The sequence below is a fragment of the Flavobacterium sp. genome, from assembly GCF_036759525.1.
Taxonomy (GTDB): domain Bacteria; phylum Bacteroidota; class Bacteroidia; order Flavobacteriales; family Flavobacteriaceae; genus Flavobacterium.
The window spans coordinates 13224-27243 of the sequence record NZ_DAIOUN010000026.1 but is presented as its reverse complement, the minus strand read 5'-3'; the positions used below and the strand labels follow the sequence as shown (position 1 = coordinate 27243).

The following is a 14020-nucleotide window of genomic DNA, read 5'->3' as shown; positions in this document are numbered from 1 at the left end:
ATTGTGGCCAAGCTGCGTTACATCCTTCCAACATAAAATCAGAGATAGATACAATTACAGGATCTGTAGTATCTTCAATAGTTATGGACTGAGTTGCAGTAGAAGTATTTCCTGAACAATCAGTAGCAGTCCATATTCTGGTATAAACACCCAAACCACAATTGTTTAATTTTTGAGTATCAACAAAAGTTAATGTTGGATTTGCATCACAGGTATCTGAAACTGTTGGAGTACTAAAAACAGGTTCCCCTGGACATTGAATTGTATAAGACTCACCCACACCGGAGATTACAGGAGGAGTTGTGTCTAAAATCGTTATAAGTTGTTTGTGATATACGTGGTTTGCACAACGATCTGATATTTTCCAAGTTCGTTGAAGTAAATAAACTCCGGCACAATCGCCAGGGTATTCAAAATCACCTAAAAATTGAATAAAAACAGTACCGCAATTATCTGATGCAACAACCTCTCCCGGTTCCGGAATAGCCATTCCACATTCAAGAGTGATATTTGGCGGACCTGAAACAACCATTGGATTTACAGTATCCACTATATTAACAGTATAAGAACAAGTAGATATACAACCTTCTGGGGTTGTAATTCTTAAACTTAAAGTATAGGTTGTATTACAAGATATACCGGCATTAACCGAAACTTGTTGTTGTGTTGAAGAACCCGAAATGGTTCCGTTTCCTTGGATTGTCCATTGGTATTGGTAATTCAAACCTGCAGTTCCCGTGAATACTGTTCCAACAGAACCCGGACAAACCGATTGTGTACCTTGTATACTGCAATCATCAGGACAGTTACTACATCTTTGACAGGAGGGACCATTCGCAGGAGCAGATGTACAATTGGTTCCGGCTTTTGAGAAACCAAGGGTTGAAGTAGGAACATAATCATCTCTGAAAACAACTGTAAAAGTTGCACAGGTATTACCTCCTAAATTCAAATTGTCCCATTTAAGTCCGTAAACCCCACAAGTTGGATCTGTTCCAACAGACCAAGCATTGTAAGGAACTCCATTAATTAGTACCGATTGTATATCGGCAGCTGTAAAACAATTGGCTAATTGCAGAACATAATGGCTAAGTGCCGGTGATCCCCAACAAACCGTATTGCTGTAAGATCTACCGCAATTGGTAGTTGATAAACTTGAAGAAGGTACCACAGAAACATTCAATTGAGAATCATCTGTACCCACTCTTTTGGGTTTAAATTTAGTTTCAATTACTGACTCATCATGTAGTACTTGAGCCGAAACAGTAGAAGAAATAAAAAGTAGAAGAAAGGAAACAACCAAAAACAAATGGCTAATCCCTAAAAATTTTCTACTTACTCCTTCTTGTAATTCTTTTTTGGGAGAACTACAACAACTGAATGAGAGTAAATAACTTGGATTAAAAAAAATAATTTTGTTCATAATAAACGATATTAGGTTAATACCATTTCATGAGTAAAATTAGAAGACAAATAGATTTGGGGAGGGCTAGTTAATCTTTAAATACTAGTTTTTTAGATTTTTTGAATACTTTGGTTTCTTTTTTTAGGTTAAACAATCAACAAAAAATGATACTATAATCAAATGAATTTTAATCCTAAGTAAGGATAAAATTAAAATTCATTATTAAGGTTTTTATTGTTTTTGGAAACTTTATATTCTTCGTGAGTGGCTTTGAGATTACTAAATTCTTACATTTTTTACTTTAATTAACATAAAATCGTCAAATTGCATAAAAAATCGTTAAAACATAAAAAAGGAGCCCTAAAGCTCCTTATATCAAATTATTTGACATTTTTTTGTGATTTTTATTTACAAAAATTTTACATCATTTTCATTTTTACCCAACATTTCCATAACTTTATTGTAATCGGAATAATCTACTCTGGCTGAACCAAAATAACCCGGTATCAATACAATTCTGAATGTTTGATTTAACTTCCATTGCGAATCTGCAAAAAACAAATCAAAATCAGAATCTAAAAACAGACTCACATCAAATCGAGTAAAATCGAAATTGTAATCTAACTCTCCTTGGGGGAGATAAACCGTTTGAGGGATTAATCTCCAAACCGGACTACCACCATCTGTTCCCCACAAGCGATATACCAAAACCACATCCGAATTAAAAATTGGAGGATTTAAAGGAATAAATGTACTGTAACCATTTTGAGGTGTAAAATTAGTAGTTACTTGAAAAACCTCACTTATCGTATCATTGTCAATTACGGTTCGGTCATCTGAAGTGGTACAACCTTGTAGTGTTATCATCCCGACTAGCACTAAAAATAAAGTAAATTTTTTCATGATTCAATTTTTAAATGGTTAACATATTAGCTATAACCAATACCCATGCCAAAGTTATCTTTTTTGAGTAATTTACCCTAATTTATTTTTCTTACTTTTGAAAAATGGAAGAAAATCAAACCCTTTTTATGGTGATGTTAGGAGCTACTCCACCCGGGAGACTGACTGAACAACACGATATTTTTTTTGGAATAAGTGAAAATTTAAAAGCATTAGTTCCCGACATGAAAGCCTTTTGGCCGGAAGCAAAAGGAAAAATTCACCTTGATGCGTGGCGAAAAGTGACTTGTGTTGACGATTATACAATTGAAGTTGTTTCACGCGAGAAAAACATTCACAACACCGAAAAATTATTTTTCATCAATCTAGGTGGATACAAAGAAAATGAGTTTGAAGAGTACCATTATAAAGTGTTAACCGTAGCTCAAAACAAAGCGGAAGCCATCAAAAAAGCCAAAACCACTTCGTTCTACAAACATTGCAGTTTTAAAGGAGCCACCTCTCATATTGATGACAAATACGGCGTGGATGTTGATGATATTTATGAAATAGAAGATATTTTATCACCACAATTTAAAGAAAAATTCCAATTGAAAGTTTCTAAATCCGAATCCAATCAACAAGATGTTCTGGAAATTGGTTACGTAAAAATTGATAAATTACTGAAAGATGGGTAGAAATAATCCAAAAAACATCAAAATTCACAACGACAAGTTGCACAAAGAGCAAGCCAAGAAGAAAGAGAAGGAAATGGCGAGAAAAGAGAAATTGAAAACCATTACCCGAAAATTCAACGAGAATAAAACCTTGTAAAAACTTATATGCCTTATATGGTTAATTAAAATAAATTTTACATCAATTTCCTTGTAATCGCACCCAAATTTTCCCTAACAATTTCTTTGCCTGTGCCCTATTTTTATTTGGTAATTCAGCCGCTTTGAATTCCCCATTTTCTACCGTAATTTGATAACTGAACGAAAACTGCATGTTATTTTTATCTGCATTCATCACACCAAACCGCAAATCATTAAAAAACAGTTGGTTTTCTTTTTGGGTGATGCAATACCAGCCTTCGGATATTCGTTTTAATTGTTGAATAACGGCGGCATCTTCAATATTACTTATCAATTCTTTTTGCGTAGGAATGAATTGAAATTGAATCGGTTGTGTATCAAAAAAAGAATAATCTCCAATGTAATAACCATTATCCACTTTGACATTGGTTGTCCATAAAATAATGTTGAATGGTGATGGTTTGACGACAATTTCCTGAAAGGTAATATTGTCTGCTTTCAATTGGTTTTCAAATTTATGCGTCACAACCGATTGTACGAAAAGCGTAAAAAACAAATACGAAGTACTTACGATCAATCCGGTTCTGTTCCAAAATAGGCGTTTCGGGTCGTCTTTCTTTTTCTTCATTGAAAGAATTAGAAACACCAAAAACGGCAAGGTATAAAGCGGATCAATCACAAATATGGATTGCAATGAATATCGTGTTTCGAGTGGCCAAAATAATTGCGTTCCCCACGTGGTAAACAAATCGAGTAAGGAATGCGTTTGCAAAATAAGGAACGAAAACAGTGTTGCTTCTCTGAAGTTCACTCCTTTTTTATGTTCCATTTTCTGTACAATCCAACCTAAAATGGGGGAAAGAAATAGAAAAAGTAAAGTAGAATGACTAAAACCACGGTGAATTTCGGTGGCGGTTAGCGGGTCTAACAACTTTCCATATAATACATCCAAATCCGGCATCGTGCCGATGATGGCACCGTAAAGAATGGCTTTGTTGCCCAACTTTTTGCCGAGCACTTGATTGCCTACTGCGGCACCGAGCACGATTTGACTGAGTGAATCCATTATTGCATATTTCCATCAAAAAAACCGGAAATTATTACACTCCCACCTGTTATTGGATTGATTGCTTGGACATTTTGAAAATCTAAACGGTATTCATTAGTACCCCTATGTGTAACCTGAACCGTAAAACCTGCTAAACTGTAAAACGAATTTCCTTTGACATAGGTGCCATTTGCAAAAAGCACTTCTCCAATTACCCCTATTCCAAAATCATAAATTCCACTGGGAGCAGTACTTGAATTGGTTGGATACATAATATTAAAGACAATGGCTTCATAATTTGAAGATCCTACTGTCCCTTTTGATAAATTAAAATTCAAAGCAGATTCCCCCGGAATAGTGGAATTGGCTTGTACTACTCTTGCTGATGTTGGTATGAAACGAACATTACTTACCAAAATATTTGATTCAAAAGTACTTGAAGCATCATCCGAAGATGAACAAGAATTCAGTACGAATACAGATAAAAATAAAATAAGAATTTTTCGCATTTTTTTCTTTCAAAAATACAAATCAAAATCGAAATAAAAAACCTTTCAAAAATGAAAGGTTTTTTATTATTGCTAATTAGATTCTACATATTCCTCCTATACTGCCCTCCCACTTCAAACAACGCACTCGTAATTTGTCCCAGCGAACAATATTTAGTGGCTTCCATCAAACGTTCAAAAATGTTTTTGTTTTGGATGGCGGCTTCTTGCAGGTTATTCAATTGCTCTTTTACCTTTTCGGCGTGCAGTTGGTGTAAGGTTTCCAAGGTTTTAATTTGAAATTGTTTTTCTTCTTCGGTGGCACGAATTACTTCTGCCGGAATCACCGTTGGCGAACCTTTGGAACTCAAAAACGTATTCACCCCAATAATCGGGAATTCACCTGTGTGCTTCAAGGTTTCATAATACAACGATTCTTCCTGAATTTTAGAACGTTGGTACATGGTTTCCATCGCACCCAACACACCACCACGTTCGGTGATGCGGTCGAATTCTTGTAAAACCGCTTCTTCCACTAAATCGGTTAATTCTTCAATAATAAACGAACCTTGTATAGGGTTTTCGTTTTTGGCCAAACCTAATTCTTTGTTGATAATCAACTGAATCGCCATCGCACGACGCACCGATTCTTCGGTTGGTGTGGTAATGGCTTCGTCATATGCATTCGTGTGCAACGAGTTACAGTTGTCGTAAATCGCATACAACGCTTGCAGCGTGGTTCGGATGTCATTGAAATCAATTTCCTGAGCATGCAACGAACGTCCCGAAGTTTGAATGTGGTATTTCAACATCTGAGCTCTTTCGTTGGCTCCGTATTTATGTTTTAAAGCTTTTGCCCAAATTTTTCTTGCCACACGACCAATCACGGCATATTCCGGATCGATACCGTTTGAGAAAAAGAAGGATAAATTGGGTCCGAAATCGTTGATGTTCATGCCACGACTCAAATAATATTCCACGTAAGTGAAACCATTCGCCAGCGTAAACGCCAATTGAGTGATCGGGTTTGCACCGGCTTCTGCAATGTGATACCCCGAAATGGAAACCGAATAGAAGTTACGCACATTCTTTTGAATGAAATATTCCTGTACGTCACCCATCAATCGAAGTGCAAATTCAGTAGAGAAAATACAGGTGTTTTGTGCCTGATCTTCTTTTAAAATATCGGCTTGCACCGTTCCGCGTACTTGGGCTAAGGTTTTCATTTTAATATCGTTGTACACCTCTATCGGCAACACTTGGTCTCCGGTAACGCCCAAAAGCATCAACCCTAAACCATTGTTTCCTTTGGGAAGTTCGCCGTTATAGCGAGGTCTTTCGAAACCTTTTTTCTTATAAATTTCGTTGATTTTTTCTTCGACCTCATCTTGTAAATTGTTTTCCAAAATGTATTTTTCACAATTTTGGTCGATGGCAGCATTCATGAAAAAGCCCAACAACATGGGAGCCGGCCCGTTAATCGTCATACTCACCGAAGTCATCGGATGACTCAAATCAAACCCGGAATACAACTTTTTAGCGTCATCCAAACAGCAAATGGAAACTCCGGCATTTCCGATTTTCCCATAAATATCCGGACGATGATCCGGGTCATTTCCGTACAAGGTTACCGAGTCAAATGCGGTAGACAAACGCTTGGCCGGCATTCCCAAACTCACGTAGTGAAAACGACGATTGGTTCGCTCTGGTCCGCCTTCTCCGGCAAACATTCGGGTGGGGTCCTCGCCTTCTCGCTTAAACGGATACAATCCGGAGGCAAAGGGGAATTCACCGGGAACGTTTTCTTGTAAATTCCATTTTAAAATATCGCCCCACGCTTGGTATTTGGGCAACGCTACTTTTGGTATTTGCGAATGCGAAAGGGATTCGGTATGCGTTTGAATTTTGATTTCTTTGTCACGAACTTTAAACGAATAAATCGGATTTTTGTATTTGTTTACTTTTTCGTCCCAGTTCAAAATGATTTCCCAGTTGAATGGGTCGAGGTTCATTTTTACTCGGTCGAATTCTTTGGTTAATAAACTTAAAAATTCTTGATTGGTTGAAGATTGAGCCGCTTGCAGTTGCTCTTCATTCAAACCGTATTTCGTTAATCCTAATTTGTTGATGTGTCCAACCGATTCGATGGTTTTATAAATCCCATATAATTTTTGAGCAACTTCTACTTGTGATAAAACCGTTTCGTCATATTTACGGTTATTCTCTGAAATTTCAGAAAGATAACGGGTTCTGTGTGGTGGAATGACGAAGATTTTCTCGCTCATTTCACGTGTGATTTCAAAAGTCGAATGCAAATCGGCTTCTGTTTTTTCGACGATTTTGTCCATCACTTTTTTGTAAAGTGTGTTCATTCCAGGGTCATTGAACTGCGAGGCAATGGTTCCGAAAACGGGTAGCGAATCTAAGTCGGCATCCCAAAGATTGTGATTTCGTTGGTATTGTTTTTTCACATCGCGAAGGGCATCGAGTGAACCTCTTTTGTCGAATTTGTTGATAGCCACTAAATCGGCAAAATCCAACATATCAATTTTTTCGAGTTGCGTTGCAGCACCAAATTCAGGTGTCATCACGTATAACGAAACATCGGAATGTTCTAAAATTTCGGTATCGCTTTGACCAATTCCTGAAGTTTCCAGAATAATGATGTCGTATTTAGCTGCTTTGAGTACTTGAATGGCTTCGGCCACATATTTGGATAACGCTAAATTCGATTGACGCGTTGCCAAAGAACGCATATACACGCGAGGGTTATTGATGGCGTTCATTCGAATTCTGTCGCCTAACAACGCTCCACCCGTTTTTCTTTTGGAAGGGTCAACGGAAATTAAACCGATTGTTTTTTCAGGGAAATCGATTAGAAAACGACGTACTAATTCGTCCACTAACGATGATTTTCCTGCACCACCGGTTCCTGTGATTCCAAGAACAGGAATTTTTGACGTTTCATTTTTTTTATGAATGGCATCGAGCGTTTCTTTTGCAATATCCGGAAAATTTTCTGCAGCAGAAATCACTCTGGCAATGGCTCTTGGATTTTTTTCTTCCAAGTGATTCGCTTCACCATTCAAATTGTCTCCAATCGGGAAATCGGCTTGTTGAACCAAGTCATTTATCATTCCTTGTAAACCCATGGCACGGCCGTCATCGGGAGAATAAATTCGGGTGATTCCGTATTCGTGTAAATCTTTGATTTCTTCGGGAAGGATTACTCCTCCTCCACCGCCAAATATTTTGATGTGACCGGCTCCTTTTTCTTTGAGCAAATCATGCATGTATTTGAAATATTCGTTGTGACCACCTTGGTAGGATGTCATGGCAATTGCATTGGCATCTTCTTGAATGGCAGTGTTTACGACTTCTTCCACACTTCTGTCGTGGCCAAGGTGAATCACTTCTACACCGGTAGCCTGAATGATGCGTCGCATGATGTTAATGGCAGCATCGTGTCCGTCAAAAAGGGATGCGGCAGTTACAATTCTTACTTTATTTTTAGGAATATAAGGAGTTGCTTGTTCCATTGATAAAAAAATGATGTTTTTGAGGGTGCAATTTACGGAATTAATAAAAAATATTATGTTTTTTTTGTTTCAGGTTTCAAGTTTCAAGTTAATGATTTTTGTTTTAGGTTTCAAGTTTCAGGTTTTAAGTAGGATTTTGGTGCGAAAAAGAAATGGTTGGATGTTTTTTTTCTCACAGAAAAAACGGAAAGCAAAGAAAAGATTGCTCTGCAATAAGTCTTTTAAGAAAAAATGAACGCATCAACTTGAAACCTGAAACTTGAAACTTAACAACCCCAACTTTAAAAAGGCATGGTAATTGCTTATTTTTGAACTATAAATTTTATCTACAATGAAAAAAACAATTTTACTTTTATGTGCCTTTACTTTTTTTAGTTGTGCGGAAATGCAACAAATTGCGGCTCAACTTCCTCAAACGAGTGGTGTGCTTGGCAATGCTGACATTGCCAACGGATTGAAAGAAGCGTTAAATAATGGAATTGACAAGCAAGTTTCGAAACTGACCAAAACGGATGGATTTTTTAAGAATGAAGCCGTAAAAATTTTACTTCCGGATGAGTTGAAAATAGTAGATTCCAGACTGCGGGCTATGGGTTTATCGAGTTTGGCAGATGAGGGTTTGAAAGTGCTGAACCGGGCTGCCGAAGATGCCGTGAAAGAAGCCACTCCGATATTTGTGGATGCCGTGAAACAAATGACATTTAACGATGCCAAAAATATTTTGATGGGCAATCAATCGGCGGCAACTTTCTATTTACAAAACACCACTTCAAATGCATTGTATGTCAAATTTAATCCCGTTATTAAAAATTCGTTTGCCAAAGTAGGAGCAGATAAAGTTTGGTCTGAAATCATTACAAGATATAATGCTATTCCTTTAGTAAAAAAAGTAAATCCCGATTTAACCGATTATACTACAAACAAAGCGATGGAAGGTGTTTTTAAAATGATTGCTGTGGAGGAAAAAGAAATTAGAACGAATTTGAATGCCAGAAGTTCGGATTTGTTAAAACGCGTTTTTGCAATGCAGGATAACAAAAAGTAGTTTCAAGTTTAAGGTTGAAATATGAGACGCCTAATTTTTTAATAATCAATAACATATATATAACAAATGCTTAACATAAAGTGTCCGTAATTCTTCGGATATTTGCATCATACAAATAAGAGTTTTGTTTGGTTAGAGTTAGTTAAAAGAAAATCACTCCGGCAATTGTCGGAGTTTTTTTATTTAATAAAATTAAGATTATGCTAATTTTTGCGACTTTAAATAGCCAATGACCGTTTGGTTAAAAATGACCGGTTGCTCAACATTTACAACATGTCCACAATTTTGAACAACATAAAGTTGAGCTGTTTTGACATGATTTTCTACCACTTTTTTAACTGAAGGTAAAAACATATAATCCTCTTCACCCATGATATAAAGAGTTGGAATATTCACTTCAACTTGTCTAAACCATCGAAGTACCGGATTAATTTCTGCCGTTAATTTAAACCATTTGATAAATTCTTTTTGGTACAATTTTTTGGCTTCGTTAATAAAGAGTAAACGCGATTGTTTGTGATTTTTTTTAGGCATAATCACAAAAGCAAAAAAGCGATACAATACCAAATAAGGTAAAACGTATTTAAAAACATTCCCCAAACGCATTAAAATTTGCGAACGAAAATTCATTTTTAGAATGGCTCCACCCATAATCATTGATTTTACTCTAGTGGGATACATTTCGGCCAATTGTCTGATCACAATGGTACCTAAAGAAATACCTACAAAATGAGACGCTTCGATTTTTAAATGCTCGATTACTTCGTAAACATCTTGTGCAATGGATTGGAACGTATATTTTTGATTGAATCCTTTTTTTAAATTAGGTTTTGAATCACCATGACCTCTTAAATCTAGCAATAAAACATTAAAATGCTTTTGGAATTCCCTAATTTGTTTAAACCAAATAGATGAACTTCCGCCGGCACCATGCACGAAGGTAACCCACTCAGCACTATTTTCGTTTCGGTAAATCGTATGTGCAATCAAAGATTCAGATTTTGAACAAAAATAGTATTTTTATCCACAAAAGCAATCTTAACAAATCTTAATGAAAATTTAATCTTTTAATAATGTATCTTTGCCAAAACAAATTTTACCCCCAATGAAAGGCGTATTTAAAGAAAATAAAGACTTGGTTTTTTTAAAAGAGGAGTTCTCAACTTTTGTAAAAAAGAAAAAACAATCACCAACTGAAAAATCTGAAAAAGTAAATGCTATTCCCCAAAAAGAAACTTTGGTTTTGGAAGAAGCCCAATTATAATCTTTGTTGCATAGCCTTAAAATAGTCAAAAGCTTTCAGAATTCTACTTCCATACCAAGAAAATAGTTCACCATCTACAAATAAGGTTTTGGCATGATGCGAATGACGTCCGATTTCGAAGGCATGTTCATCTTTAAAAGGAAACGGTTCTGACGATAAAAAAACAATTTCCGGGTCGCCTTCTTGTCGCATTTTTTGCAATTCAATTTCAGGATAACGTCCTTTTTCCTCGTATATATTTTGAAATCGATTCAAAGTAAGCATTTCATTGATAAAGGTATCTCTTCCCGCAACCATGTACGGATTAGCCCAAATAAAATAGGCTACTTTTCGAATAGGTTTGTCTTGGATAAATTGCTGAAAATCGTGATATGCAAATGAGATTTTATCTTTCCATTTTTGAGCTTCTATGCGTTTGTTAAAAAGCTTTCCAAAATCGGTAATCATTTGCAAATTATCTTCAATGGTAACAATATTGGTCACCCAAACCGGACAAATTTCAATCAATTCTTCAACAATTTCTTTGGTGTTTTCTTCTTTATTGGCAATGATGATATCGGGTTGAAGGTCTTTTATTTTGTCAAATTTCACTTGCTTGGTTCCGCCAACAATTTGTTTGGTAGCTCTCAAATGTTTGGGGTGAACACAAAATTTGGTAATGCCTACGATTTCGTCTTCTAAGCCTAAATCGTATAACAATTCGGTTTGTGAGGGGACGAGTGAGACTATTCTTTTGGGAGAATTTTCAAAAGAATGCAAAATACCTATTTGATCTTGAATAATCATTTCAATAAAATATCATCTGCCCAAATCCCTTCTTTTTTTACTTTTTTGCTTTTAGAAAACAGCTTACCTTCTCCATTTCGTTTGTCATTTTTCCAAAAACCTTCATACACTTCGCCATTTTTCCATTTGTAAACCCCATATCCCTCTCGTTTATCATCGTTAAACTCACCTTCGTATTGTTCGTTATCTTTCCAAATAAATGTTCCTTTACCGTGTCTGAGATTGTTTTTCCAAAAGCCTTTATAAACACTACCGGTTTCAAAAATACCTACTCCAAAACCCTCTGCAACCCCATTTTTGGTTTGTCCTATGTATTGAAACTTTTTCCCTTTGGAACTCGTCAATTCAAGAATTCCATTAGCCATTTGAAGTTCGTTCAACTTAAATTTGGCCAATTCCAAATCATTCTGAGTTCTTGCTAACTTTTGTATAATTTGGGTATCATAGGCTACTAGGGTTTCACTTTGAATTTCTTTTGGTGTACGATTTATACTTTGGAATATATCTGAACTTTCCTTTTGCGAATTTTGTTTTACCCATTTTGAAAAATGAAAATAGGTGTTTTTTAATAAAGAATCTGATTCCGGAATTTGATTAATATAATTAAGTGCTTCCTGTTCTGAACCTTTCATTAAAAAGGAAGTCCCCAGAAAATAATTCTTGAAAACCAAAAGAGAATCTGACTTTTGAACTTGACTCTTCTTCAAGTAATCTACCTCATATTCGAGATCATTTACTTTAGAATAAAAAAGTAAACTCAAAAAGATACCGCCAATTAAAAGAGCGAATACTGAATATTTAATAAAATTTACTTTTGTCATGATTTGCGAATTAATCTGAAAATCTTACCGGTTGATCATTCGATTTCCAAAGTCCACTTAACTGATCAATATACAAACCAACCATTAAGCCTCTTCCATGATCAAACTCAATTCCTGTAGCACCTCGAGTTCTAAATCGGTCAACATATCGAAGCTCAACCCGAGCTACATCCAAAAAACGGTATCCCAATCCAACATACAACCGGTTTTGATTGAAAGTATTGTAAACGACATTTTTACCAATATTTAAACCCATTTCATTTGAAACGGCAGCATAAAGCGTATGGTTTTCGTAAAAATCGTTAGTATTAATCATGTATCGAATTCGATATCGAAAACGAAAACGTGTAAAGAAACGATAATCATCGGTTTGCGGTTGCTCTTGCCAACGCAACTCGTAGCGATACCTCCAAGTATGCATCCACTCTCCATTATCGTGTTTGTAATGATGAAAGAACTGAAATGTTGTTCTTAGTTCGTGATAGGGTAATCTAGAAAAATCTTCCGGTTTACCAACATATTCATTGGTATACATATAGCCAATAGGAGAAATGGATAAACGTGCATTTTTTGTAAACTGATAATTCATCCATGGTCGAAAACTGGTTCTGAGATGACTATCAAACATACTTCCAGAATTTAGCTCATTTTTACTTCTGTAAACAAAATCGGCTCCAACTCCCCAATTTTCATTAAAAAATTCATTAATCTCTGTTTTGTGCCAAAATACCGAGTGAGGATATACTATTTTACTTTCTTGACCGAACATGAGAATGGGCAAAAGAGGAAGTAGAAGGTAAAAAAATCTAATTTTCAAAGCTGCACTATTTAAACCTAAAAAACAAAAATAGGTTTATCAGTAAAATTTAAAAAATTAAAGGCGTTAATTTCCTCCTAATTTTTAACATTTGTTCAAAATCTCTTCCATTTCGTTTTGCAACTTCAAAGCTTCTTCTCTTGCTTTTTGAGCAAAATCAGTTGCATTGGAAGCATAAATAATGCCACGTGATGAATTGATTAATAGGCCAACATTGGCGTTCATTCCGTATTTACACACTTCTTGCAAACTTCCGCCTTGTGCTCCTACGCCGGGAACTAGAAGAAAACTATCAGGCACAATTTTTCGGATTTCAGTGAAATATTCGGCTTTGGTTGCTCCCACTACATACATCAAATTTTGACTGTTTTTCCACGTTTTGGAAGTTTCTAAAACGTTTTTATAGATTTCTTTTCCATCAGAAAGTTTCGTTTGAAAATCGAACGCTCCTTCGTTGGAAGTTAAAGCCAATAAGATGGTATGTTTATTTTCAAAAGCCAAAAACGGTTCCACGGAATCTTTTCCCATATAAGGAGCAACCGTAACCGAATCAAATTTCAAATCTTCCAAAAAAGCTTTGGCATACATGGTCGATGTGTTGCCAATATCGCCTCGCTTCGCATCGGCGATAGTAAAAATTTCAGGATAATATTTGTTGATGTATTGAATCGTTTTTTGAAGTGACTGCCAACCTTTTAACCCATACGCTTCATAAAATGCGGTATTAGGTTTATAGGAAACACACAAATCGTGTGTAGCATCGATTATGGCTTTATTGAATTCAAAAATCGGATCTTCTTTTGCTAAAAGATGTTGCGGAATTTTGGTCAAATCGACATCTAAGCCAATACATAAAAATGATTTTTTTTGATGAATTTGTGCAATGAGTTGTGTTGTTGTCAAAACAGAAAAATTAGTTGTTTGGCAAATTTACAAAGATGAAAACTAGTTTCCACAGAATTATGTAACAAACTCTAAAAATTATGTAACACTTCGGAAACAAATTAAAAGCAACTTTGTAAAAGTTAAAAGGATTGCAGAGGTTAACCCATTTTTACTTGAACTATATTAGTATATTAAGGTATTATTTTCTGCTTCCTCCATTGGTAA

14 protein-coding genes are annotated in these 14020 nt (G+C 35.7%); 4 read left to right on the top strand and 10 right to left on the bottom strand.

All coding sequences use genetic code 11. The features are described 5' to 3' along the window. Positions 1-1423: HYR-like domain-containing protein (locus V7M80_RS12565; RefSeq protein WP_442902352.1), on the bottom strand; the 1423-nt coding region annotated here is incomplete at its 3' end. 390 nt (positions 1424-1813) lie between these two features. Beyond that, complete coding sequence (locus tag V7M80_RS12560; RefSeq protein ID WP_333696636.1) at positions 1814-2308, bottom strand: hypothetical protein; 495 nt, start codon at positions 2306-2308, stop codon at positions 1814-1816. Between the two features lie 104 nt (positions 2309-2412). Between V7M80_RS12560 and V7M80_RS12555 the strand changes: the two genes are divergently transcribed. Both V7M80_RS12555 and V7M80_RS12550 read left to right on the top strand, forming a co-directional pair. After that, positions 2413-2985 (top strand): DUF1543 domain-containing protein, encoded by a 573-nt coding sequence (locus tag V7M80_RS12555; protein WP_333696634.1) that lies wholly within the window; start codon positions 2413-2415, stop codon positions 2983-2985. Beyond that, the gene (locus V7M80_RS12550) at positions 2978-3121 is read left to right on the top strand and encodes a hypothetical protein (RefSeq protein WP_333696632.1); all 144 of its coding nucleotides are present in this window, start codon (positions 2978-2980) and stop codon (positions 3119-3121) included. Before V7M80_RS12555 ends, V7M80_RS12550 begins: the two co-directional genes overlap by 8 nt. A 42-nt stretch (positions 3122-3163) precedes the next feature. Here V7M80_RS12550 and V7M80_RS12545 read toward each other — a convergent pair whose 3' ends face one another. From V7M80_RS12545 to V7M80_RS12535, 3 genes are all read right to left on the bottom strand, one after another. Beyond that, positions 3164-4168, bottom strand: a complete 1005-nt coding sequence (locus V7M80_RS12545; protein WP_333696631.1) for a metal-dependent hydrolase — start codon at positions 4166-4168, stop codon at positions 3164-3166. Next, complete coding sequence (locus V7M80_RS12540) at positions 4168-4659, bottom strand: hypothetical protein (RefSeq protein WP_333696629.1); 492 nt, start codon at positions 4657-4659, stop codon at positions 4168-4170. The genes V7M80_RS12545 and V7M80_RS12540 overlap by 1 nt, the downstream gene beginning before the upstream one ends. An 83-nt stretch (positions 4660-4742) precedes the next feature. After that, the gene (locus tag V7M80_RS12535; protein WP_333696627.1) at positions 4743-8177 is read right to left on the bottom strand and encodes a methylmalonyl-CoA mutase family protein; all 3435 of its coding nucleotides are present in this window, start codon (positions 8175-8177) and stop codon (positions 4743-4745) included. A gap of 331 nt (positions 8178-8508) precedes the next feature. On the opposite strand from V7M80_RS12535, the gene V7M80_RS12530 reads away from it, so the two are divergent. Then, on the top strand, positions 8509-9222 hold the full coding sequence (locus V7M80_RS12530) for a DUF4197 domain-containing protein (protein WP_333696625.1): 714 nt from the start codon (positions 8509-8511) through the stop codon (positions 9220-9222). 198 nt (positions 9223-9420) lie between these two features. Here V7M80_RS12530 and V7M80_RS12525 read toward each other — a convergent pair whose 3' ends face one another. Beyond that, positions 9421-10212, bottom strand: a complete 792-nt coding sequence (locus V7M80_RS12525; protein WP_333696624.1) for an alpha/beta fold hydrolase — start codon at positions 10210-10212, stop codon at positions 9421-9423. Between the two features lie 115 nt (positions 10213-10327). On the opposite strand from V7M80_RS12525, the gene V7M80_RS12520 reads away from it, so the two are divergent. Then, entirely contained in the window at positions 10328-10486 is a 159-nt protein-coding gene (locus tag V7M80_RS12520) for a hypothetical protein (RefSeq protein WP_333696623.1), read from the top strand. Here V7M80_RS12520 and V7M80_RS12515 read toward each other — a convergent pair. From V7M80_RS12515 to pyrF, 4 genes are all read right to left on the bottom strand, one after another. Beyond that, positions 10481-11272 (bottom strand): ABC transporter substrate-binding protein, encoded by a 792-nt coding sequence (locus V7M80_RS12515; RefSeq protein WP_333696622.1) that lies wholly within the window; start codon positions 11270-11272, stop codon positions 10481-10483. The two genes, V7M80_RS12520 and V7M80_RS12515, sit on opposite strands and share 6 nt — an antisense overlap. Then, positions 11269-12093: an MORN repeat-containing protein gene (locus tag V7M80_RS12510; RefSeq protein WP_333696621.1), complete on the bottom strand. Its 825-nt coding sequence runs from the start codon at positions 12091-12093 to the stop codon at positions 11269-11271. The genes V7M80_RS12515 and V7M80_RS12510 overlap by 4 nt, the downstream gene beginning before the upstream one ends. A 10-nt stretch (positions 12094-12103) precedes the next feature. Beyond that, on the bottom strand, positions 12104-12910 hold the full coding sequence (locus V7M80_RS12505; RefSeq protein WP_333696620.1) for a DUF2490 domain-containing protein: 807 nt from the start codon (positions 12908-12910) through the stop codon (positions 12104-12106). 84 nt (positions 12911-12994) lie between these two features. Further along, positions 12995-13813, bottom strand: a complete 819-nt coding sequence (pyrF, locus tag V7M80_RS12500) for an orotidine-5'-phosphate decarboxylase (RefSeq protein WP_333696619.1) — start codon at positions 13811-13813, stop codon at positions 12995-12997. Positions 13814-14020: the final 207 nt, after the last annotated feature.

Excerpts from the sequence above, each read along its gene's own strand:
- V7M80_RS12560 (WP_333696636.1), bottom strand. The coding sequence starts at position 2,308 with ATGAAAAAATTTACTTTATTTTTAGTGCTAGTCGGGATGATAACACTA.
- V7M80_RS12540 (WP_333696629.1), bottom strand. The coding sequence starts at position 4,659 with ATGCGAAAAATTCTTATTTTATTTTTATCTGTATTCGTACTGAATTCT.
- V7M80_RS12530 (WP_333696625.1), top strand. The coding sequence starts at position 8,509 with ATGAAAAAAACAATTTTACTTTTATGTGCCTTTACTTTTTTTAGTTGT.
- V7M80_RS12535 (WP_333696627.1), bottom strand. The coding sequence starts at position 8,177 with ATGGAACAAGCAACTCCTTATATTCCTAAAAATAAAGTAAGAATTGTA.
- V7M80_RS12555 (WP_333696634.1), top strand. The coding sequence starts at position 2,413 with ATGGAAGAAAATCAAACCCTTTTTATGGTGATGTTAGGAGCTACTCCA.
- V7M80_RS12510 (WP_333696621.1), bottom strand. The coding sequence starts at position 12,093 with ATGACAAAAGTAAATTTTATTAAATATTCAGTATTCGCTCTTTTAATT.
- V7M80_RS12520 (WP_333696623.1), top strand. The coding sequence starts at position 10,328 with ATGAAAGGCGTATTTAAAGAAAATAAAGACTTGGTTTTTTTAAAAGAG.
- V7M80_RS12550 (WP_333696632.1), top strand. The coding sequence starts at position 2,978 with ATGGGTAGAAATAATCCAAAAAACATCAAAATTCACAACGACAAGTTG.
- V7M80_RS12545 (WP_333696631.1), bottom strand. The coding sequence starts at position 4,168 with ATGGATTCACTCAGTCAAATCGTGCTCGGTGCCGCAGTAGGCAATCAA.
- V7M80_RS12515 (WP_333696622.1), bottom strand. The coding sequence starts at position 11,272 with ATGATTATTCAAGATCAAATAGGTATTTTGCATTCTTTTGAAAATTCT.